The 24,528-nt window shown below is 38.4% G+C and carries 15 protein-coding genes and 1 pseudogene; 8 read left to right on the top strand and 8 right to left on the bottom strand.

The features are described 5' to 3' along the window. Nucleotides 1-707 precede the first annotated feature (707 nt). On the bottom strand, nt 708-2,009 hold the full coding sequence (locus J4856_RS08270) for an IS1380 family transposase (RefSeq protein ID WP_065367821.1): 1,302 nt from the start codon (nt 2,007-2,009) through the stop codon (nt 708-710). 263 nt (nt 2,010-2,272) lie between these two features. Here J4856_RS08270 and J4856_RS08275 point away from each other — a divergent pair, with 263 nt between their 5' ends. From J4856_RS08275 to J4856_RS08285, 3 genes are read left to right on the top strand one after another with little or no spacing between them, the layout of a single operon-like run. After that, a complete protein-coding gene (locus J4856_RS08275; protein ID WP_025839901.1) occupies nt 2,273-3,727 on the top strand; it encodes a hypothetical protein in 1,455 nt (484 codons plus the stop codon). A gap of 5 nt (nt 3,728-3,732) precedes the next feature. Further along, on the top strand, nt 3,733-5,466 hold the full coding sequence (locus J4856_RS08280) for a hypothetical protein (RefSeq protein ID WP_025839902.1): 1,734 nt from the start codon (nt 3,733-3,735) through the stop codon (nt 5,464-5,466). Between the two features lies 1 nt (nt 5,467). Then, nucleotides 5,468-11,551 carry a DEAD/DEAH box helicase gene (locus J4856_RS08285; RefSeq protein WP_065367820.1) on the top strand — a complete coding sequence of 2,028 codons (6,084 nt, stop codon included), beginning with the start codon at nt 5,468-5,470 and terminating at the stop codon, nt 11,549-11,551. Nucleotides 11,552-11,637: 86 nt separating this feature from the next. Here J4856_RS08285 and J4856_RS08290 read toward each other — a convergent pair. The 5 genes and pseudogenes from J4856_RS08290 to rfbA form a co-directional block, all read right to left on the bottom strand. Beyond that, nucleotides 11,638-12,345 (bottom strand): annotated as a pseudogene (locus J4856_RS08290) (transposase); the annotation flags it as partial. Nucleotides 12,346-12,535: 190 nt separating this feature from the next. Beyond that, nucleotides 12,536-13,903, bottom strand: coding sequence for a DDE transposase (locus J4856_RS08295; RefSeq protein WP_211817815.1), 1,368 nt, complete (start codon nt 13,901-13,903; stop codon nt 12,536-12,538). 422 nt (nt 13,904-14,325) lie between these two features. Then, the gene (locus J4856_RS08300; RefSeq protein ID WP_025838418.1) at nt 14,326-14,751 is read right to left on the bottom strand and encodes a BT0820 family HAD-type phosphatase; all 426 of its coding nucleotides are present in this window, start codon (nt 14,749-14,751) and stop codon (nt 14,326-14,328) included. 35 nt (nt 14,752-14,786) lie between these two features. Next, nucleotides 14,787-17,297 carry a GumC family protein gene (locus J4856_RS08305; RefSeq protein ID WP_025838420.1) on the bottom strand — a complete coding sequence of 837 codons (2,511 nt, stop codon included), beginning with the start codon at nt 17,295-17,297 and terminating at the stop codon, nt 14,787-14,789. Between the two features lie 43 nt (nt 17,298-17,340). Beyond that, the gene (gene rfbA / locus J4856_RS08310) at nt 17,341-18,222 is read right to left on the bottom strand and encodes a glucose-1-phosphate thymidylyltransferase RfbA (protein ID WP_025838421.1); all 882 of its coding nucleotides are present in this window, start codon (nt 18,220-18,222) and stop codon (nt 17,341-17,343) included. Between the two features lie 365 nt (nt 18,223-18,587). Between rfbA and J4856_RS08315 the strand changes: the two genes are divergently transcribed. From J4856_RS08315 to rny, 4 genes are all read left to right on the top strand, one after another. Then, nucleotides 18,588-19,220: a hypothetical protein gene (locus J4856_RS08315; protein ID WP_025838424.1), complete on the top strand. Its 633-nt coding sequence runs from the start codon at nt 18,588-18,590 to the stop codon at nt 19,218-19,220. A gap of 66 nt (nt 19,221-19,286) precedes the next feature. Then, nucleotides 19,287-19,580 (top strand): hypothetical protein, encoded by a 294-nt coding sequence (locus J4856_RS08320; protein ID WP_025838426.1) that lies wholly within the window; start codon nt 19,287-19,289, stop codon nt 19,578-19,580. Between the two features lie 11 nt (nt 19,581-19,591). Continuing rightward, nucleotides 19,592-19,882 (top strand): cell division protein ZapA, encoded by a 291-nt coding sequence (locus J4856_RS08325; RefSeq protein ID WP_025838428.1) that lies wholly within the window; start codon nt 19,592-19,594, stop codon nt 19,880-19,882. Nucleotides 19,883-19,918: 36 nt separating this feature from the next. Further along, nucleotides 19,919-21,460 (top strand): ribonuclease Y, encoded by a 1,542-nt coding sequence (rny, locus tag J4856_RS08330; RefSeq protein ID WP_025838430.1) that lies wholly within the window; start codon nt 19,919-19,921, stop codon nt 21,458-21,460. A gap of 1,686 nt (nt 21,461-23,146) precedes the next feature. Here rny and J4856_RS08335 read toward each other — a convergent pair. Together J4856_RS08335 and J4856_RS08340 are read right to left on the bottom strand one after the other, a co-directional pair. Beyond that, a complete protein-coding gene (locus tag J4856_RS08335; protein ID WP_025838433.1) occupies nt 23,147-23,446 on the bottom strand; it encodes a hypothetical protein in 300 nt (99 codons plus the stop codon). Nucleotides 23,447-23,496: 50 nt separating this feature from the next. Continuing rightward, on the bottom strand, nt 23,497-23,727 hold the full coding sequence (locus J4856_RS08340) for a YecH family metal-binding protein (RefSeq protein WP_025838435.1): 231 nt from the start codon (nt 23,725-23,727) through the stop codon (nt 23,497-23,499). 264 nt (nt 23,728-23,991) lie between these two features. On the opposite strand from J4856_RS08340, the gene J4856_RS08345 reads away from it, so the two are divergent. Continuing rightward, nucleotides 23,992-24,450: a hypothetical protein gene (locus J4856_RS08345; RefSeq protein WP_081764318.1), complete on the top strand. Its 459-nt coding sequence runs from the start codon at nt 23,992-23,994 to the stop codon at nt 24,448-24,450. Nucleotides 24,451-24,528 lie beyond the last annotated feature (78 nt).

A 24,528-nucleotide genomic window follows, 5' to 3' on the forward strand; every position in this document is an offset into this window, starting at 1 on the left:
GATGTGAATCAAACACTTGGTGGTGAGATTTGGTACAACTAAATTTTACGTGTATTAGACATTATATTTTATCGTAGAATTAAAAACGCACTAGCTTTATGAGTTTAAGTGCGTTTTTTATGTTTTATTTCTAAGTTCATTATGTTTCAGTTTGAAACATAGTGGGATTTCTTTAATAGGTGTGTTTTTCGCCCATTAATAGCAGAAGAATAATGTGAGGTCTCAAGAGTTTGAATCACCTAGTAATGGGCATTGAAGAATTGGCACAGCAATCCAATGAGTAAATGGAGGTTTCATCATCTACATAGCCATGATAAGCGCGAGAGCCTCTGATACGTTGAAAAAAAGTGTAAGTTGTGTGATATGTTGTTTGGGTTAGGCGATACTGTTATCTTTTGCAGTCTCCCTTTCTCTGTGAGATTAATTATAATATGAAACTTACTTCTGGTATTCTGTATCCATAAACTTAATTCCCTGTCACTCCCGTTATTTGTAGATAGTTCTTAACTTGTTATTTTACAGTAAGATGCCTGAAATATCCTCAATTCCGCAGCATTATTCCTTGTGAGGTACTTTTATATATTGAAGTGACATTTTTGGGGTTTATCCATTGATATGGGGATTTTCTGGGGTTCTTGGTTCTTGCATAGACATGAAATCCCCCACCCAAACCAATGGGGAATATGATAACCACAAAGAAATACTGTTTATTCAAGGAAGACTTCAGAGTAGTAGGTTTTATTTGTATATAGGTTCAGAACGTTCTGCCTTCCAGTGCGCACCCATTTTGCTGGCACGCTGACAAAATGTAGGATAAAGGCTTTCAGCCTGCTTGTCTTTTTCAATGGCTTGACCTTTTCGCTGATATGACGGACGAGATAGATATATAAGTTCTTCAGCATGGCGGTAACCATCATGAAAACCATATTCTCAGCCATAAAGGAAAAGGGCAGATGCGACCAGCCAAAGTCATTGTTCTGTATATCGAAGTTCTTTTCGCTTGCTCCACGCTCATTATAAAATGTAATGATGTCTTTCTCGGTAGACATCCAGTTATTGGTGAGGATACAGCGGTATGTGTATATTACTCCGAACATATCCGTCTGTTGCTTGCCATCCTTGTCTTTCAAAGGACTACGCTGTACGACAAGCCTGTATGACTTACCTTCGATGAGGTTGTCTATGCTGATGGAGGTGACATCGCATTTCTCGTAGCCAAGCTCAACGCCTTTCCATTCTTTCAACTGTCGGAAGTTCTCATAGCGACTGCCACAGTTGGCTGCACGTATATAGAACGTGTTGCAGCGCGACTCTACGGTTTGGATGATTTCCTTTGAGAACGACCCACAATCAGCACGGAAACGCTCTATTACCACACCAAGTTCTGAGGTTACACGGTCCATAATGCGACAGAGCGTGTCTTCTTGATGGAATCTCACATTGGTGTTTCCGTCACGATTCTCACCTCCGACTATGATTCCCCCGATGGAAGCCCAACCAGGGAAATAGCCAAAATCCAGCTTGTAGGAATACTTTGCATCGAACTTGTGGGCTGGAATAAACTGATGGTCAAAGTCTAAGTCAACATGACTACCCACCTTTATAAGCCTCATCCTCCGTATCATTCGTAAAAGTAAGGTATTCAACTTCTGTGCCGTATTGAAACTATACGACTTGTCGGAGGTTTCGCTCTTATAGATAATGTTCTCTTCAGCAAGCTCCTTTAGTCCGCGCCCTACAGTGTCGGCACCGGGTAATAGCGTATCAGGTCTCTGCTTGAACTGTCCTATAAGCACATTGATGTCCTCAAGGCATTCTCCACCACAAAGGTAACTGAAGAAGAGAGAGCCGAAAATACTTCCATGGCTGAATGCTTTGCCGCTACTTCCACGTTTACCCAATACAGATTCGGTAAGTTTTTCAAAGCCTAACTTTGAGAAAACGTCCATAATGTGATAAATTCCTCCGAAAGAAGTGATATTCTCGTTTTTAATAGCTATCTTTGTCATGTCAGTTTTTTGCTTACTTGTTATGTTCGCAGCACCAAGATAGGTGAAATTTCTGACATATCCAAGTGTTTTGAGAACTTTGTTTCTCAGACACTTGGAGTTCTCACAAGAATTTATGCTGCGGAATTAAGGACCTAATATATTTGCAGCACTAAGACCAGCTGAAATTTCTGACATTTCAAAATGTCTTGAAGACTTTGTTTTTCAGGCACTTGAATCTCTCAAAGATTTTACGCTACAGAATTAAGAGCAAAGAAAAAGCTATGGGTTATTTTGAAACTATCCTAACGGCTCACAACTTCGAAAAATGTCCAGAATATTTGTGGCAAATCCGAGTTACTGCTGAAGAGTATGCCAACCTGAAACAACTCTTAGCACGCCAAATCCATATTTACAATAGAAACTGTAGTAATCGTTTCATTACCGTTCGTAAGGAATGTGTCCTGTATATTGCAGAATTTTGGCGTAGGGAATATCATGAAGGTCCTCATAGTGTCCAAATGATACTTGACTCTTTGGGTATTTATGTTACTTCAGAACTACGTGATGAATTCTATGAGTCTGCTCAACGTGGTCTTAAAGCGTTAGACTTAGAACTCTTTGAGGGAAATGGGGGCAGAAGATACCTTGACTCCATGTTATATCAAGGTGGTTTGCCAATGAAGCTGGTAACAGGAAGTGAAAATGGTGGCGTATGGGACCGATTTACCCGTGGACTGGTAAACAGAAAAGTAGATTTTGAAGAACTTAATTTGGGAATAGTTGCTTCTCAAAGTAAGTGCTTGAAGGATTATTGTAACCAGCTGATTATTGGAGTTGAGTCAGCGCAATTCATGCTTATGCCATTCTATTGTCAGAATGAGCAAGATGTTTGGTATATATATTTGCAGGAACTTGCCAAACAAGAAAAGATCCGTCACCGTCAAATCCACCCCTACTCTCTTGGTTGGGAATTCAGAATTGATACTGTAGAAAAGAAAATATATTCAAAGTACGTAGTTGAAGGCTACCAAAATCTTCCTGAGGCTTTTCTTATTGAGAACAGATTGGCCCATGTACCTTTTTTTTCTGTTCAAGTCAGAAAGAACGGGCAAGCAGTTGACACATTCGATTATGTTAAAAACTTCTGTCGCTATCCGGTAGTCAGCAAGCATCCATATGCTGATGGTGACAGTATATCCCTTTTCTTACATGAACAAGAGAAACCATATATTACTGATTACCTAGACACGAACATCCCACACTTGCTTTATCGTAAGAAAGATGGCAAGTATGAGTTAGGTAATCAAATCGGCAGGACAGATTCATTCCTGCTTATACCTAAGGATTGGTACATTGAAAATGAAACTTCATTTACTATTATTGATTATCAATGGGGTAACAGAATTATTCAGGGAATAGAGATTCCTTCTGATTTCATTGATAATATTATTGTTAAAGGAGCTGACGGTATTATCACTTTTGGTATGGCTTCACCTCTCTACTGGACAGAGATGGCTACTTCTCCACTTTATATACCAGATGTGATAGAACCACTCTATAATGCGGAAAATAGTATTTTTTCTCTATGTTATGATACTGATAATGGTAAAAAAATACGAGGGAGATTAACGTTCAATTCCGCAACAAGCGGCAGACAGAATGGTCTGACAAACCTTCTTATGGAGAAATATTTGCAAGAGCCGTTGATACTAATGGGAATTTTGTTACACCAATAAAACTTATGAACATTGGTAATGGATTTTCTGTAAGCTTACAACATGCAGATAAAGATACTTGTCAGATTAAAGTGACCTGGGATCACGGACATGTAACTACAAACGAAGGAGTCAAGAAGGCTAATGATGTTTGGGAGATAAAAAAAGAAGACTGTCCTGACCATAGGTGTATACATTTCACATTAGTTCCTGAAGGTAACAGTTTGAATCAATTTACAATCTCTGTCAAGGCTCCGTTTAAGGATTTTTCCATTATAAACATATATGGAGATAATGTCATAAATGACAGTTGGGTGCCATACACTGATATTGACAAATACCAATACCACATTGTAGGACAAAATGTCAAGCAATATTCTTTTGGAGATGTCGTCCGAGAACTCAGATGGATGAACGACAAACTTTACATTTTTGAAAAAGGAAAAGCAATTAAGCCAATTCCATACGAGGGAAACCTGCTTATATTGTTTGATTCTCGTGAAAATCTGCGGTCAAAACTGGAAAGAACTTCAATGAATATGCTTAATGCAGAGCTTAAAGTATCTTTTTCTCTTAGCAATAGTAACAGTTTGGAATTCAGTATAAAAGATTCGCCATATCGACCAAAGCAAATAGGTAATGGGCGACTGATAATTACAGGAAACAATCATATTCCTGTTAAATTTACAGGTGTACTTAAATTATTGAAATTAGAGGAACCAGAATTGGAACCAATAGAAATATCATTTGATGAAGAAAACGGTTCCTACACGCTTCCTGAGGATATTCGTCCTTGGGGAAAAACTATCGTAATTGGTCGTACAAGGGGACGTATCTGTCCTGCCCTTGTAGATTTGACAAGAGAGATGGATGGAGCTTTTAGAGCAAACAACAGGGAAAATGCCATAAGCTCTATAAAAGAAAAATTAACAAAATCCACTCTTGGCGATAATTTGTGGAAAAGAATTCTGGGGTGGTTTGACCGATCTCAAAAAGAAGATATTCCTGCAAGTTCTATTCTGGAATTATACTGTACAGCACAAGACTATAAAGCTTTGATATGTCTGGTTTTTCAATTATTCGTTAAATGTACGGATGACAATGAGCGTGAAATCTTGAAGGAAAAGCTTAAAATATTCAGTAGTGACCTTGCTTTTCAATGGTATTGGCTTCAACCATATCTTTCCGGCATCTTTAGTCAACTTAACACCTTTATCAGTGACCCTATGGTGCCAGCAGTGCAAGATATTTACATTAAATGGTCCATGACTTATAAAGGAGAAGATATGATAAAGCTTTTAAGTGCTTTGAATGATCCTGAACAATATATGAGTAACATTGTTCAATGCTTCAATGACGTCTTATCTCTCTTTACAGATTGGCTGAAAGACCTTTGCGTTTCTTCACTTACTGAATCTTATGGAATTCCTTCAAATGATATTATTGTCGATTTAGCAGAAACCATTATTAAGATTCCAAAGAAAATATATCCCATAGAACTAAAGAAAGATGACTATATCGATTCAAATCAGGAATATCTTGGAGAAGAAGTTGCTTTATTCTTCAATACTTATAATGAACCAAACAGATCTGGTAATGAACAATGGTTGTTTAAACGAGTCAATGCGGTCGTAGCCCATATCAAAAAGGGAGTAGATTTGTTTACGGTAAAGGATGAGATACGAAGAAGTATCATATTTTGTAGCAAATCGTCAAATCCCCATTTTATAATTGCACTAAACAATAAATTATCTCATTGACATGAAGTTTGAGAATTTCTATAAAGAATCAGAGGAAAACATGCGTTTAGCATTGCTTTCTCTTTGGACACCAGGAAACCATCCTATGCGTGCTGCCGTTAACGAGCTCTTTGACAGAGAACCATTATTGTCAGAACCTGTATTCCAAAGTACTTTCGGATGGGAACCTGCACCAGATGACAGCTGGAAAAAGGCTTTGAATCCGACAATCATCAGCAAACTTGGTATTGGAGTCAAGTATCCTCCATATAAACATCAGGCAGAGAGTTGGAAAAGTTTGGCTGAAGGAAAGAGTATTGTCGTAACATCAGGTACTGGTTCAGGTAAAACCGAGTGCTTTATGTACCCTATTCTGAGTGACCTTTATGAGCAAGGACACACTAATGCCATAGAAGCTATCTTTCTCTACCCTCTCAATGCCTTGATGGAAGATCAAAAGAAACGTCTATCTGAGTATTGTAAGGCTACCGGCTTACATTTTGCATTATACAATGGAGACACTCCAGAACATCGTGCTGATGGTAGAGATGAAATTCTTCCAAATGAGATTGTAACCCGTGATGATATACGTGACCCAAATAACCAAGGAACACGCCCTGAAATTCTTCTGACAAACCCAAGTATGCTTGAGTATATACTTGTTCGTCAAAAAGATCAGCAAATGTTACAAGAATCAGCTAACAGACTTCGCTGGATTGTTATAGATGAAGCACATAGTTATTCCGGTTCTGCGGCTGTAGAACTCGCATATCAGATTAAAAGAGTACTTGAGGCTTTCGGTAGAACTCCAGAACAGGTACGATTTGCATGTACATCTGCTACGATTGGTGGTGACGAGGGTTCTCAGTCGCTTTCAGACTTCATCTCAACGGTTACAGGCCAGTCCGTTGAACGGATTAAGGTTATCGGTGGTCAGCGTTTGGTTCGTCCTTTGGATAAGGACCAACTTGCCGTTGAACTTAAAGCAAATAATCTCCCTTCTGTTGATAATGTATTGTCTCTCCGTGACAAAATAAATAAGGTTTCTGGCATGACTCTTCAGCAGATGTGGGAACATCTATGCCCGGACACAACCTTTGACAGGGCTGATCTGATACCAGCATTGCAGCTTCTGGATAGACTTTGCGAAATGTCCCAAGAAAAAACTCCTGTCCTGTCACTTAGAGCACATTATTTTATGCGTTCCATAAACGGACTTTATGCTTGTGCAAATGAAAACTGCGATAGTGCTAATCCTGCTTCACCGATTTATGGACACCTAACCACATACAAGGCATCAGTATGTCCAAAGTGTGGTGTACCATTACTTGAAATTGTACAATGTAAGCGATGTGGTGGTTTTGTGTTAATGGGCTGTAGTGACTTACAGACTCATAAGATTTCCCCTTGTGAAGACACCGCTAACAGAGATGATTATTTCTCTATTGATCTTACCTCTGAGCAAGAAGAAGAGGATGAAATGGCCAGTTCAGGCAGTCCTGACATATTCTTTCTTATGCCATACGAAAAGGAAAAGTTCTTTACTCCTGTTGCCAAAGCTCATTCTGTAACCATGAACATTGTGCATAATAGTACTGGAGCAATATTGGATGTTCATGCTGACAGCAAAGGCACATGGGTCGAAGTCAGAAAAGATGACGGACATTCTTATTGCCCTGGATGCGGGAAATTAGCTCATGGGAAACGACTTAATTTAAAACACTTCCGTATTCCTATCAACTTTATCAACCAGACAATTTCACCTGTTTTCCTTCGAGAATGTGCTCATGAAGGGAACAGTTGGGGAAAGTATATCGCTTTTACAGATAGCCGCCAAGGAACCGCTATCTCTGCTAAAACGTTCAATATTAATGTTGAGCGTAATCAAAGTAATAAGAATATGCTGGAGAGACTTTCTCAAATACAAACAACAAGTCCATTAGATACTATTCCAGAACCTGTAAGGAATACTTTGACAGCAGAACAGATAGCCATGATATTGGCTAATGCCCCATCTTCTCCAGACGGAGTGTCTTTATATGATGTTTCAGAAGCAATATATAACCAAGCGATGTTTGACCATATATCAAATAATGATGGTGCAAAGAATAAGAATGCATATAAGTGCGCACTGATAAGAGGCGTTATAGGCAGACGTCCAGCGTATGAAACCAATGCAGAAACCATGGGCTTTATCTATCTGGACTATCCTGATTTGAAGACTGCAAAAGTTCCTTCTGTATTGGCAGATTATGCAGACCAAAACGGGATAACTATCAAAGACCAGGATTGGCAGGATTATTTGAAACTCGCCATAGATTATGTAATGAGGCTGGGCAACCACATTCAGCCTTTGGCAGATGATGAGAAGAAATATGTCCGTGAAAGCAATTTAAGCACTCCAATTGCAGCCTCTGATGACCAAAGAGAAAAAATCAAACGTTGGCCCTCTGTAAAGATTGTCGAGGGAGGAAAGGTTTTTGAACATCAATCACGACTTGTTGTACTTCTCTGTGCAGGGTTAGGTATACATACGGTTGAGAAATTACAGGCTAATGTAAGAATCGTTGATGCAATTATCACCGAAGCATGGAATACTTTAATTGAAAAGAAAGTCTTTACCAAGGTTAAAGCTGACGATACAGACGGGTATAATAATCCACGCTTCTATCCGGATAACAAATATGTAGATTGCTATTTCCTTGACTTATCGGGTAAAGAAGGAAATAATGTCTGCAAAGTTAAGAGATTGCAAGATGCATGGGTATGTCCTGTCTCACATCAGCTTTTAGATACCACATTTTGCGGATACAGCCCATTGATCACAGGAAGAATCTGTGAAAGGTTGTTTGTTAAATACAAATGTAACGAAAGTAAGATAACCATGCCTTCACGACCTAAAGACAATGAAGAGGTCGTAAACTGGCAGGAAAATGATGAAAACATCAAGGCTCTGAAGGCTGCTGGCCTTTGGACTGACCGCCATAAGTATGCTTATCACAAAACTCCTATTTATATTGCTGCAGAACACTCTGCACAGCAATCAAAACAATTACTCCGTGATTACACCAGATCATTTAGTCAAAAGACCCCTTTGATTAATGTTCTTCACTGTTCCACTACTATGGAAATGGGCGTGGACATTGGTGACATTGACGTTGTATTGATGGATACCGTACCTCCTACTGCAGCCAACTATCTACAGCGTGTAGGCCGTGCTGGCCGTATGGGCCAAAGCAAGGCTATTGCATTCTCGTTATGCAATAATACACCAGTTGGACAGCACGCATTCGCAAATCCGATGTGGGCATTGCAGACTACAAACCATATGATTAAGGTTCGTCCGAGTCAGACTGTCATACAACGACATATCAATTCGTTCTTCTTCAGACAGTTTATATGTGACAACGGATCCGGAATTCAGGTAATTGTTTCAATTGACGAGTTTATGACTTCCACCTGTAACACATTTATCCAATTCTTGGATGATATGAGCACAAATCAAGCAGAAGAGTGTAAATTCAAAAAAGTTTTTGGAAAAAACATCGCATATACCATAAATGTCACAAAGGAAACAATACAAGCAATTCAGAAAGAATACAATACTGTAATTGATGAACTTAATGCAGCCTTTGTTCAGTTCCAAAATGATACAAGACGACAGATAGCTATTAGCAATCAGATAAGAAAAACCAAGTCGGAAGGTTTGCTAAACTACCTGTCTGACCACCAGTTTATACCAAATGCAAATATGCCAACAGGTGTAGTAACATTTGATTTCACTGATAGAGACCAGTCTGTAAAACTACATCGCCTGTACGATAATGTTGATAAATTACAAAACAGAATAGCTGCAGAGTCCGATAGTATAGAGAAATTTAACCTACAGAACGAACTGAATAAGGTTCATAAAGAGATTACCAATCTTCGTCGTGCAACAACGGCTTCGCGTGATATTCATACAGCTCTCGATGAATATGCACCAGAGCAGACTGTTGTTGTAAACGAAAAAAACTATGTTTCTGCTGGAATCAAACTACTTGGTGCCTATAATGAAGAAACACAAACCAAAGCAATCTATCATTGCATACATTGCGGTAAGACTGAATATAAAAGGATTCTACAAAAAGGTGCATTATGTTCCTGCGGTAATCCATATCATAGCATTATTGATAAAGATCATGGCTCATACACTCTTGCTTATGAACCTATAGGTTTCTGTACTGATCAGAATGTAGATAGTTCACGTGAAGAAAAGACCGTAAAACATTACTATGACATTAGACCTGTCTTGTTGAAAACAGATTGGAGTAAACATAAGGACATAAATATGTGCGAGCTTATCACCAGTGGTGAAACTGGTAACATTTTATTCTATAATGTTGGTAATGGACATGGATTTGCTTTCTGTAAGCGCTGTGGACGAGCATCTGTTGAGTATACCGCCATAACTTCAAAAGTAAGTGTACCTTATGCGGTCAAGCCTGGACATAAGAGACTTTGGGGTGATGGCTGTGAAGCCAACGATAATGATATTGCACGTCACGTTGTATTAACAGGTAATCATCCTACTTGCTATACAGTGCTACGTTTCAAGAAGGATGCAGTATCTTCAAAATTTGAAAACGATGAGCAACTTGTATACTCTCTTGGTGTTGTCCTTAAACGTGCATTAGCTTTAAGCGAAGGAATAGATGAGGGCGAAGTTGACTTTGGCATCAAACAAGAACTTGACGCCTGGGTTCTCTTCATCTTTGATACAGCAAAAGGAGGATGCGGTTATTCACTGAAATTGATGAATCCTGTTCTTTGCCAGGAAATTTTTGACCTTGCAAGACAAGCACTTGAAGAAACAACATGTAACTGTCATATAGAAGGTGGCGCTTGTGCAAGATGTTTGATTGACCGTAACAATTATCGTTATTCATACCTTTTATCAAAGGCAAAGGCTCTTGATTGGCTGAACCATCAAAAGAACAAAGCCATTGGACTACCTGCTCAGGTAAAGGCTTCAAGCCCTTCAGCAAGAGTAGTTTGTCAACCCTTGAAGGATATAGTAAAACTGTCGGTCACGGATCCTGAAGTCAAGAAGATAACCCTGTGCATTTCTGACCTGACAGATGATAATGTTGTTACGGATTGGTCAAGTGTCCGTTCAGAGATGGGAAAACACATCAAAACAGGAGTATCAAATGGTAAAAACATTTCCCTTGTAGTTGAGTATCATCCTGAACTTCATAATTCACTTACAGAGAAACTTCCATTCATCAATTTGAAGGATAAATTTCCTGATTGTGAAGTCTCGATTGTCAAGGATCTAGGTGAAATGAAGACTGCTGTTATTGTTGAGCGTAACACCGGGGTACTCAGGTACTTCACAGACAAAGACTCTGTCTTGTCGTTTTCTAATAACTGGGGAAAGAATTGTCATTATGTCTTTGTGGATAATAATCGCGTAACATTCAATGAACAGAAAGAACCAACCTATGTAATGTCTCCATCACAAGTTGTACGTGAAGGTCTTACACACGCAAGAACATTCCAGATTAAGAATTATTTCTCTACTGCAATTGCACCTTTCCTGCTGAATCAGCAGGACACAGATATGCTCGTTGAAGTCTTGAAAGGTAAACATGTTAATATTACATTTAGTGATATGTATGTAAACAGTGCCTTGGCAAGTTTGATGCTTGTTTACCTCATCAAAGAGATGAAGCAACTCTTTGGTTATACGATCGATAGTATAACCTTACAATTAGACTCTCCAAAGAGAAAATGTTATAACGACAGGTACAACGAATGGACTCCTATTAATATGAATTTCTCCTGTAAAGAGGATGCTGACGAATATACGGATAATTTGTTTATGAATGTATTGGGTATAGAGCCAGAACATTCATTTAATGACGCAAACCACCATCGTTGGCTGAAAATAGAAACAAAAGACGGAGGTCGTGTTGAAATCAGGCCTGACCACGGAATTAGTGGTGGTTATAAATCTGACAGCAAGTATTTGAACCTTGACTCTCTCAATGGTTCTGTAAATGTCGTAAGAAATAACGAGGATGTACTCTATTATGTAATTATTAAAAAAAGTGACGCCTAATACTGACAGAAGAGTAATATCTGTTTCATATAGAGTTCAGCCCAAGTTTAAGGGAAAATGTTTATCAAAAAAATCTATTTTTTTTCGAGGAATATTAATTGGTTCTTCAGCATGGCGGTAACCATCATGAAAACCATATTCTCAGCCATAAAGGAAAAGGGCAGATGTGACCAGCCGAAGTCATTGTTCTGTATGTCGAAGTTCTTTTCACTTGCCCCACGCTCATTATAGAATGTAATGATGTCCTTCTCGGTAGACACCCAGTCATTGGTGAGGATACAGCGGTATGTGTATATTACTCCGAACATATCCGTCTGTTGCTTGCCATCCTTGTCTTTCAAAGGACTACGCTGTACGACAAGTCTGTATGACTTTCCTTCTATCAAGCTGTCCATGCTGATGGATGTGACATCGCATTTCTCATAGCCAATCTCAACGTTTTTCCATTCCTTCAACTGTTGGAAATTCTCGTAGCGACTGCCGCAGTTGGCAGCGCGAATGTAGAACGTGTTGCAGCGCTGCTCTACGGTTTGTATGATTTCCTTTGAGAACGACCCGCAGTCAGCACGGAAACGCTCTATTACCACACCAAGTTCTGAGGTTACATGGTCCATAATGCGACGGAGCGTGTCTTCTTGATGGTATCTCACATTGGTGTTTCCGTCACGGTTCTCACCTCCGACTATGATTCCCCCAATGGAAGCCCAACCAAGGAAATAGCCAAAGTCCTGCTTGTAAGAATACTTTGCATCGAACTTGTGGGTTGGAATAAACTGGTGGTCAAAGTCTAAGTCGGGAATTTCAGTTAATTCACTCCTGAACCTGCCAAGAGCATTCAAAAACTGGATTCTTTTTCTTGGAAAAGTTCCTAGAAAAAGAATTTGCAGTGTTTTCTGCTCAAAAATCTCAAATGTTGAGCCGTATGGGCATACCTGCCCCTTCCATACCTGCCTATGGATGGATATAAATCACCTTATCTTTTTATCAAGCCACCTTCTTCATGTCCCTGGCCATCAGCCTTGCGGCAAGAATGGCGGCATTAGCCGTATGGATTCCGAAGAAGAGCAGTAATGTTTCGCTGAACATGTTACGTGCCTTGATGCGCCCAACGGCATAGTGCTGTTTCTGATTCCCGAAGCTGCCCTCCATTACAGTGGCCCTGAGGTTTCCAATAATCTTTCTCGCCGTCCTGAGACATTCTGATTCTTCTTTGGGCTTGGGACCTTTTCTGACGAAACAGGTGGTTATGCCTTTTTCCGTACACATTGTTCGGTTGGCATTGTTGGCATATATGGAATCGGCACCGACACGCTTAACTTTGACCCCCGTCAGAGATTCCTGATACTCAACACATTGCTTAAGACGAACACCCTCGTTGAAAGCCTCAAAGCTGTGGTGCTCTATGAATGATATGCCGTCAATCTGTATGTTGTTGACCTTTGCCCCAAACTCCACACGCTTGTTTTCCTTGCCCCTGACAATGGGACGGAGGTAGGGACGGTCGATGCTGACAATACGGTGCCTGACTTCCTTGCCTGAAAACAAGGCTGACTGTTGGCGGAATACGGCACGTATGGCGGAGAGACGCTTTTCCTGTTCTGCCGACAGGCTGATACAAGGGCTATACAATTTGCAAAGACGGTACCACTGAGAAAGAAGTTTGGAGAGCAGTTTCAGAAGTCTTCTCCTGAGCTTGCGCGTGGATGATGCTGTGTGCTTGCGCTGCTTGGCGTATGCAAGCCTAGCCTTGTCAACATCATTATACTTGCTCCTCGGAACACGCTCCGACAGGTGCTTACACTCGGAGACGAGCAGCTTGTGAAGCCAATGGCAACACTCCCAGAGTAGCTTGATGTCTGTCGGGAAGCGCAGGTAGCTCTCATAACAGGTCGCATCCGTCAGGCATAGGTCCTTGTCCTTGAGGCTGTCTTTCCATTTGGCGTACAATATGCCCTGAAGGCTGTCTATGTCAAGAAGACGGGCAAGACGGTTGCGTATGGCGCTTACAATCTTTCCATCCCTGATGGGACAGGAAGGGTCTATCAGAGCGTCACAGAACATCTGCATGTGGATGCTTCCGTTAAGCATCTCTATCAAGCCATCGTCAGACAGACCTGTGTATGACTTGAGGAACATCAGGGCTATTTCTCCCTCACACGAAAAAAGAGGCTTTTTGCCCCGCTTGCTCTTATGGCTACGACTCGTACATGCTGCTGCCAACTCCTTAAGTGGGAGCTGGGAATGGATACGTCCAAGTTCGCTTTTTGCAAAGCTGTCACGATAGCTCTGTAAAAAATCAAACTCTGTAAAGGGCAAAGTTGGTGTTATATCAGAAATTTTTTGTATCTTCACGACGTTTTTTTTAAATTTTTCCCCCGATTCTGCCCGTGAAGGGTCGTTCGGGGGATTTTATGTAAAGGTACAAATAATATATTACACTGACAAACAATTAGTTAGAAAAATTCTGAATATCCCTATATAATAATAATTTCCTACTGTGGAAATATTTATTAATCAATGATTGGTATCTTTTTAATTTGCCTTTTGTGTGTGTGTTCACTAGCATTTCTCTATTGAGACATTATAATTTATAAGAACATTAAAAACGCACTTGCTTTATGAATCAAGTGCGTTTTATGTTTGTTTCTGTGTTTATTTTCTATAAACTTAAAATTTTATAATCGAATATCCGTTTTAAAAACATCTGACATCACGTGTATCTTAATGTCATCTCCTACAATTGCATGGTTACTTGCTTTACAAAGATGACTCTTTTAAAAATTCCACCAATGTTTTTTCTTAGGGGGTTGATGGTCTTCAAACGAACGATGTGCAAAGTTACGACTTTCCCATGTTTCGTTATTGGTTATCATCTGATATATTGTTCCCCAATCAGGAAGACCTCCAAGATTTCGATCATCAATAAACATCTCTACCTTCAGCTTTCTTGAGAAATGATTATTCTTTTCTTCTTCTTCTTCAGGATAGTCCTTGTTTACAGCCCAGAAATCTACACCACGTTCATGACACCAATCAACTGCTTCCTGGAGTAATTTCCCCTCTCTGACGCTCCATAATATTAATTGGTGCCCATCTTTTATAAGCATTTTAAGTGTATCGGTAGCGAAAGGAATTTCACTACCGATTTTAGGATATCTGTGTTCTACGATGGTTCCATCGAAGTCAACTGCAATAATCATCGTTTATTTAAAATCTATTTCTTTTATTTCTGATTTTATCTTTTTACAGAGTTATCGTTCTTATTACCGTAGTGACTATTTGTATAGTTACCATAGTTGCCATAGTTTCCGTATTGACCGTAACTTGTACCATAGCTAGCTCTTCCATATCTACCATACTTACCATAGCCACCATAGCCATAGTAATAACTATACTTTCTCTTTGACATATCAATACCATTGAGAACAATAGCCATGTTAGGGAACTTCTTCTCATTTGCAAGTGCGTTAATCAAGTTGAAACTTGATTTTGGTGTGTAGTCTGCACGACACATGTAGATTGATGCGTTTGCAACACGTGCAATCTGAAGTGTATCCGTAACTAAACCTACTGGAGCCGTATCAATCATGATATAATCATACTTTTCTTTCAAGAGGTTTATGATAATATCAAGTGAATTACGAGCAATAAGTTCTGCTGGGTTAGGAGGGATAGGACCAGCCATGAGAAGATCTAAGTTCTTGTTAACTCCTGAAGGTAAAATCTGTTCTTCTACCTCTTCCATTGTTGGATTGTCCTTAACAAGTAGGTTTGTAATTCCATGTTTGTGATCGTGTATATCGAAAAGTTCTGCCAAACGTGGACGACGAATGTCAAGACCAACTAGAATTACTTTCTTTCCTAAGAGTCCAAAACTTACAGACAGGTTGGCTGCATTAAAGGTTTTACCTTCACCTGATGTAGATGAGGTAAAGAGCACAACCTTCTCTCCTTCCTTCAACATAAATTGAAGGTTGGTACGCATTGAGCGGAAAATCTCCTCCATCTGATTATTCTGATTTTCGTGTACAACGATGTCAGCTTTGCCCTTTGCCTTATTACTTGCAACTGCAACGTCAGCAATGATAGGTAGTTTTGTAAGTCGTGTAACATCATCATGACCTTCGATCTTATAGCGGAAGAATTGAAGAATAAGGATCACAGCCACTGGAAGAACTAAACCAATCAATAACGCAATAAGCATAATTGTCGTTGACTTAGGACTTATCTTACCAACCAGTTGTGGGTCATCTATTAGCTTACCCTTATCGGCTGTAGCTGCCAATGATATATTATTCTCCTCACGCTTTTGAAGCAGCATGAGATAAAGGCCAGACTTAACTTCCTGTTGACGGTCAATCTGTGTCAGCATACGTTCCTGCTGTGGAGTCTCAGCTACTTCTCCATTAAATTTATTAACCTGTGCTGCAACTGCATCACGCTGGATCATGAGATTCTGGCGTGCTGCTGAAATCGCTCTACGAATGTTACCATTTAACTCTCGTATTTGGGCTGTTAGAGGTTCTACTACAGGAGAGTTTTCAGATGCACTGCGGAGTAAACGATTACGTTCAAGTACTAATTCATTGTATTTATTAATCAAAGTTGTAGAACTCTGATCATCCAAACCAACATTAGAAGGAATGACCTGGGAAAGATTACGTGAAGAAATTTCTACCTCTTTTGCAATAGTATTGAATAATTCTATCTGTGTCTCAACATCTGCAAGCTTTAATTCTGAATTATTCTGATTTGCAACAGAATTTCCGGCATTCATCTTTAACTCAACAATTCCATTTTTTTGCTTATAATTTTGCAATTGTCCCTCAGTCTTACCAAGTTCTGCATTAATCTTGCCTAAACGATCGTTTATGAACTTGTCCGTACGAATTGCAATGGTATTTTTGTCTTCATTCGCCTGACGATTATATACTATTGCTAGCTGTTTAAGGTAATCAAGAGAACGCTGTGGAACCTCATCTGTCAGCTGTAGCTGTGCAATGGAAGTTGACTTTGCTGTCTGTGCTACTTGAAGTTCGCTAACATATTTGTTAGACGCCATTCGTGGTGAAAGAACACTAACATTAAGAATTTGTCCACTCCTCATCGTATGCCCGTTGTTAGGACTAATCGTGATAATACCTGCACGAGTTGCTATTGTAGCAGGAAGGCTTGTAATCTTTCTGTTAATCGAGTAAGGACCTTCACTTGAGTTATCATTAGTAGGCACATAATATGTTCCTGTAACTATATAAGTCAAGCTGTCTTTTGTAATGCTCAAATTGATGGGCGCATTAAGTCTTTCGAGGTGGGATTTGTCAACGTCAACATTAAGAGGTTGATCATGATATAAAATAATATCTTTAACTCTTCCTTTTGTTGAATAATTAACATATAATTTTAAATCCCTAATTGCATCCTCTGCTATAGAGTGAGATGTTAGTATCTCCATCTCATTGTCGATACCAGTCGAATTCGAGATGATACCAAGGTTAGACATACTCTGTAAAGACTGTCCACGTCTGTTATTACTTTCGTCTTTAATCAGCAACTTTGCTGTGGACTGATACATAGGGGTGGCATACCTGAGATAAATTGCACCTAAACCTCCGAAAATAATTAATGATAGAATGAACCAGTACCAATTAAGTACGATAGCCCGATACAAAGTGGCAAAATCAAAGGAGAAATTGCTTTCATGAACCTCTTGTTCTTTCCCTTGTTCTAATTTAGTTGTTTCTTCCATATTTATTACAATTCTTATTATTCTGTGATGGATTTATAAAGCTTTATTTGTTCTCTTCTACAAGCTGAAGAAGATATTTCCCATAATTATTCTTTATCATGGGTTGTGCTTCTTCTCGAAGCTTTTCAGTAGTTATCCAGCCTTTTCTATATGCAATTTCTTCGAGGCATGCAACCTTAAGTCCTTGTCTTTTCTCAATACATTCTATGAAAGTACTTGCCTCCGATAAACTATCGTGTGTACCTGTATCAAGCCATGCAAAGCCGCGTTGGAGGGTTTGCACCATCAATGCGTCCTGTTTGAGATAGCACTGATTTACAGTTGTTATTTCTAATTCTCCTCTTGGTGAAGGTTTAATGTTCTTCGCAATCTCTACAACACTATTTGGATAGAAGTATAGTCCAACAACTGCATAGTTACTTTTGGGATGTTCTGGTTTTTCTTCTATACTTAAACATTTACCATTCTGATCAAACTCAGCAACACCATATCTTTCTGGGTCATTTACATAATAACCGAAGACAGTTGCCTTATTTCCTTTTTCTGCAATCTGTACACTACTACGCAGTAAAGAACTAAAACCTGCTCCATAAAAGATATTATCTCCAAGAACTAAACAGACAGAATCTTTGCCTATGAATTCTTCTCCTATAATAAATGCCTGTGCTAATCCATCAGGTGAAGGCTGTTCTGCATACTCAAAGCGTACTCCAAAACTACTTCCGTCTCCTAATAGACGCTTGAACCCAGGCAAGTCAAATGGTGTGGAGATAATTAAAATTTCTTTAATGCCAGCCAGCATTAATACTGATACTGGATAATATATCATAGGCTTATCATAAATAGGTATAAGTTGTTTGCTTATTCCTTTGGTGATAGGGTAGAGGCGTGTGCCAGAACCGCCGGCGAGTACTATTCCTTTCATAATAGCGTGGTTTTATGTTTGTTTCTTAATTAGTAGTTATTGCTTATATACTCAATCGTTAAAATCTTATGGATAGAATCAAGTCTATGTGTTATATATGTAAGTGGACGCAAAGAGTGGGGCGTACTCAAATTGACTAGGTCTTTGAGAACAACCAATCTTTTCTTCAAGTATTTGCCGTTACGTACGCTCATTTACTATATAGCATATTTTGTATGCAAAGGTAATAAATTTAATTTAATTAAAAGCTGTGAAAATGAGAAATCATTAATGTAATGTGTGATTTTCATGTTTTTTTATTAACTTTGCAATCGAGTAAAAACAAAAAGTTCATTTTAATAACTTCAAAACTTTCAACGAAAGATATGGTATTCTTATCAAAATTATTTGGAAAGAATGATGTTAAACAATCAAAGACTGGTGGCATGGAGGATTATATGACACTCGTTCGAGTTTATTTTCAGTCAGTACTCGCAGCTCGATTGGGTATCAATAATTTAGCAATGCTTCCAGATCTTCGTACCTACAAACAGACATTCCGTGTTCCAACACTCAATAATAAGTTAGGTCTTGGTGAAAAAGCAAGTGTTCGCAAGACGATGAAAAATCTTTATAATGTGAATGATAACTTCTTTGATGAGATTGATGCAAGTATCAAAAAGAACTGTAAGAAGATGCAAGATATTCAACCTTATCTTTATCAATTCCAAGGATTTACACAAGACTTAATGATGCTTGTTGGAAACTTGATGAAGTTTAAATTGCGTGTTCCAGGATTCTTTAAGAAAGTTATCTATACGATGACAGAAAAGACCATAAATGATATTTACGATAAAAATAGTTTTTCAGACCCAGGTGTTATAAAGTCGGTTATGTCGGTTCGTCAATATAACCAGCGTCTTGGATTTAGTCGTAAATGGACGACAGACTTTGTTTATCAGGTTGTAACACTTGCGAAAAAAGAACCAAAACCAGCTGAGGAGCAAGAGTCAAAATAATTAAGCATATATTTGCTTAAATAGAAACTTTAATGTAATTTTGTAGCCAAAACGAATAGATAAGCTATGAGTTCAAACGAGAAGGTTCTGAATACGTTTGCGACGCGTGTACGTCAGATGATTCTTCAGTATGAAGCACTGAAGAATGAGAATGATGACTTATATGCGCTTGTTGATCAGCGTGAGCAGGAGATAAAGCAACTGCAGGAAGAATTATCCCAAGCAGAAGCAGATTATAATTCGTTGAAAATGGCTAAAATGCTTGAAGTTACAGATGGAGATATGGAAGCAGCACAAAAGCGTGTATCCAAACTCATCCGAGATGTAAATAAGTGTATTACACTTCTAAGTGAGAAATAAAACAGAATATAATGGCAGACGATAAGCTACATATAAGATTGCATGTTTATGATGCAGAACTTTCCGTAAATGTACCTAGGGAGGATGAAGAGTATTATCGTTCGGCAGCCAAGCTTATTACTGACACAATTAATACTTATTCAACTCTTTTTAAGGGTAAGAAGGGGGATAAGGATATTATATATATGGCAATGCTAGATATTGCATTGCGATATAAGAAAGAAGGTGTACGTAATGATACAGCTCCATTTAATGATATCCTCAATAAACTCACTTCAGAAATTGAAGATGCACTGAAGTAGGGAGAATATTTAAATTTAAATTATAATAAAGAATCAATGAGTCCAATAGTAACAGTTATTATAGCTGTGGTATGCCTTTCGGCTGGATGTGCTGGTGGATTTGCTATTTTCCGTTATATACTAACAGGAAAATACAAAGATACAATGGATAAAGCGGAGAAAGCTGCAGAGGTAATCAAAGAAAAGAAACTTCTTGAAGTTAAAGAAAAGTTCTTAAACAAAAAAAGCGAACTAGAGAAAGAAGTCCAACAGCGTACGCTAAAGATACAACAAGGTGAAAATCGCTTGAAGCAACGTGAGGTTGCTCTGAACCAACGTCAGGAAGAAATAAATCGTCGTAAACAGGATGTAGATCAGCAGCAGCAACGTGTTGATAACGAGAAAAAACTACTGCAAATTAAGCAGCAGGATCTTGAGAAAATGCAAGAACAGGAGCGAATGAAACTAGAAGAACTCTCTGGTCTTAGTTCTGACGAGGCAAAGAAACGTTTGATAGAAAGTCTGAAAGATCAGGCCAAACTTGATGCTGCATCTTATATCAATGAAATAGTGGACGAGGCAAAGCTGAATGCAAATCAACAAGCTAAGCGTATTGTTATTCAGACTATTCAGCGTGTAGCTACTGAAACTGCTATTGAGAATTCCGTTAGTGTATTCCATATAGATAGTGATGAAGTGAAAGGTCGTATTATTGGTCGTGAAGGTCGTAATATTCGTGCTTTAGAAGCAGCAACAGGAGTTGAGATTGTAGTTGATGATACTCCTGAAGCTATTGTAATATCAGCTTTTGACCCCGTACGTCGTGAGATTTGTCGATTAGCTCTACACCAACTTGTTACAGACGGACGTATCCATCCAGCCCGTATTGAGGAAGTTGTTGCTAAGGTAAAAAAACAGCTTGACAATGAAATCATCGAAACGGGTAAGCGTACTGCTATTGATTTGGGTATTCATGGTCTTCATCCAGAGTTGATTCGTATCATAGGTAAGATGAAATATCGTTCTTCATACGGTCAGAATCTTCTACAGCATGCTCGTGAGACTGCAAATCTCTGTGCTGTTATGGCAAGTGAATTAGGTTTGAATCCGAAGAAGGCAAAACGTGCAGGCTTGTTGCATGACATTGGTAAGGTTCCTGATGAAGAAACTGATTTACCACATGCACTTTACGGAGGTAAGATTGCTGAGAAGTATAAAGAGAAACCAGATATTTGCAATGCCATTGCTGCTCACCATGATGAGGTCGAGATGACTACACTTCTTGCACCAATTGTTCAGGTGTGTGATGCTATCTCTGGTGCTCGTCCTGGTGCTCGTCGTGAGATTGTGGAAGCTTATATTAAGCGTCTGAATGATCTTGAAGCGATAGCAATGAGCTATCCTGGTGTAACTAAGACTTATGCGATCCAAGCTGGTCGTGAGCTTCGTGTAATCGTAGGAGCTGATAAGATGGACGATGCAGAAAGCGAAAAACTCAGTTCAGAGATAGCAGAAAAGATACAGAATGAGATGACTTATCCTGGTCAGGTTAAGATTACTGTCATTCGTGAGATTCGTTCTGTTGCATACGCAAAGTAAAACTTTAATTGAATTATATATAGAGCACTCCCGGCGAGGGGGTGCTTTTTATATTTCTATAGGTTTGTAAAACATGGGATTTCTCTTGATTTATAGTGGCTATTAAAAATAATAATTTGGTGAAAAAATTTTAAGCTTATGCACTGCCCTAAATTTATGAAAAAAAACTTATCAATCTAAGTGTTTAAGTCGAATTTTTTATTTCATAAAACAAACCAAAATATATCAGTAAAGGAAATATTCTTTCTACATTTTTACTGAATCCTAACCACAAGTTAAACGTACTTCAATATTAAACTTTGATAAAAAGGTCTATTGGCTTTAGTGTTAATTAATATACTGTATCCTGCATAAAACAGTTTGGAATTCGTATCGTTGTGGTCATTATGAAGAGTTAAAAATAATCTCACTAACTGCTTCTCCAAAACAATGAAGACTGTGAGAGCGAGAAAGTTACATGGGCTGACTCCACTGAAGGAGTACACATCACTCTGAAATACCGCCATACTACCATCAATGTTGATAGGAGTGATATCCCTATATTTGACTTCTGCCACGAACGGAGTTGGATATATCCGAAATGTGGAACTATAAGACGATTTTCGAAGCTAGAATCACTCGATACCGAGGTAACGATGAGACAAAAAGTATCCTTGTTTCGTAGGTAATGCCAAACTTGCGGCTGTCTTTTTTGAGTGGAAAAATAACGATAGGTACGTTACTATCCACTAAGAATCAGACAATGACAGCACGGATGATGCGTCTATCCTTTGAGCATGCTCACGGAGTGATGCAATGAGCCGTTGAATGAGTACTGAATTGGAGTGAGAACAAGTATATATATGAAAAAATCTGTATGGATGAGAAATCAATCTAAAAAAAAGTATGCGTATGTGAGTATGCTCTATGATAGAGATACGGGGAAGTCATTGAAGTAGAGTCTGGTCAGACCAAGAAAAGAGTTGGGAAAAAGTGTGTTAAGACTCTTAACGAAAAGCAAGGGGCTGGTGAGTAGACCATATGCGCTGACATGTTAAATACCTGTATCGATAGAGCGAAGAAGAACCTTTTTAATGCAAGTAATTGCCAAAGCATGCACCACTTTGTAACCTATCTGAACGATGCAGTTGACAAGATTTGCTAACGTGAGGTTATGCACTTTCATGAACTGAAATACACCAAATATTTATGGTAAAAGAATAAGTCAAAAAACACCACCAAGGACCAAGTTTGTATTAACAAACCTGAAGATGTAGAATATGAGGTTTTTCAGGCTTGGAAAGTCAAAGAACTCTTTCATGACCTCTAACGTCTCAAGTATCATGGCGCCTGGATGCTTACGGAATATTGCTATGTAGGATGGACGATGTATTGCAATACAGCATAGAGGAAATCAGCGGAGTGGTCTTTATTTTCAAGTGACACATTAAAGGTGTCGTCAGAGCTATGGTAATAGGTGCCAATAAAGGCAAAGCCAAAATAACAGGCGGATTCTATTCACTAGATGAAAACCATTGGAAGAAGATATGGAACTGCAGAGCGATACAGAATCACAATCCTATTTTTCTATGGTTGGTTAGACTTTAGTTAATTCACGCTAAAGCCAGCAGAACTGATAAAAAAGTCCTCGGCAAAGCATAAAATTAATTTATGGATTGTAGAGGACTCTTATTTAGGTTATGGTTGTTAGCAACCAGAACCGTCAAGGCGGCATGAAGCTGCTGCAGGGGAGTCATTTAGTTCAATACCTGCTTCTGCTGGAGATAGTGTTACTGTCCCATCTTCTAGTACAAAGCAAGGAACACCGGCATAACCATATTTCTTTGCATCATCAAAAACTGCATTATTGTCACGAAGACGAAGAAACTCTTTCAAATATCTAATATTTGAGCCAATTTCAATTACCTCATAACGGCTATCACCTTCTACGCGCTTGTCAACTGCAATACAGTCAGGACAAGTATTCATTCCATAAATCTTAATCATGATTTTCTCTCTTTTTGCTAATTAAATATAAGTCAACTAAATTAACAGTTTTAGTGATTACAAATCTTCGTTGTATCAACAGTAAACCCACTCTTAGCAGGCATGAATTTTCCTCGCTCTGTTAAGAAGTCAACTAGTTCTTCTGCATTCATACCATCTACGGAACAAGTATGAAAGCGCTCATTCTCACCGAAATGCGCTATAATAGCTTTAACTAGATCCTCTTTTGTTTCGTAGCTATTTCCCTCCATCATGTGAAGTACATCATGTCCATGTGCCATATTTTCTTTTTTTTCGTTAATAATTTAATACATTAAGTTCATCATTGAACAAATTATTATGAGCAAAAGTTATGCCATCTGTTAAATTAACTAATATTAATAGTATAAAAATGATAATGTGACATAAATTAATTACTTTTGTGTTTGATAGCAGATTATGTTTGTAAGATGAAAATTACAACTGATGCTGTTTAACTTTAGTGTCTCTTGTTTATTCATTCAAAGAAGCATTGATGTATATAAATATTTGATAATAATTATATTATGATGAAGAAACTTTTACTTGCTTTTGCAGCTACGATGTTGTTATTATCATCATGTGGTACAAATAAGACGATGATGGAGCAATCTACTATAGTAAATTATACTGAAGCTCGTAATTACTTTCATATTGGTAATGAAACAAAGCCTATTATAAAAAAAATAACTTCTAAACAAATCCTTGCACAGGAGTTTGGGGAAGCTGCTTTTATGGGTAAAGATGGTGAACCAACCAAAATAGATTTCAACAATAACTTTGCCATAGCTTATATTCTTCCAAAAACAAATCGGAAAACTGTTTTAGCCCCTCTTTCACTGATTTTAAAGAAAAATCACCTAGAATTGCAGTATAAATTAGAACAAGGGAAGGTACAATCTTATTATACGCAACCATTTTTTATTATTGTTGTTAACAAAAAATATATTGATTATAAGGTTGTTGAAATTGAAGGTTGGGATTAGTTAAATAAGAACCCGAATGAAAATAGAAATCTAAATATAAAAAAGAAACATAATTATTCTCTTTAAGTTTTTATAAAA

Origin of the sequence: Prevotella scopos JCM 17725 (assembly GCF_018127785.1) — a bacterium.
GTDB lineage: Bacteria > Bacteroidota > Bacteroidia > Bacteroidales > Bacteroidaceae > Prevotella > Prevotella scopos.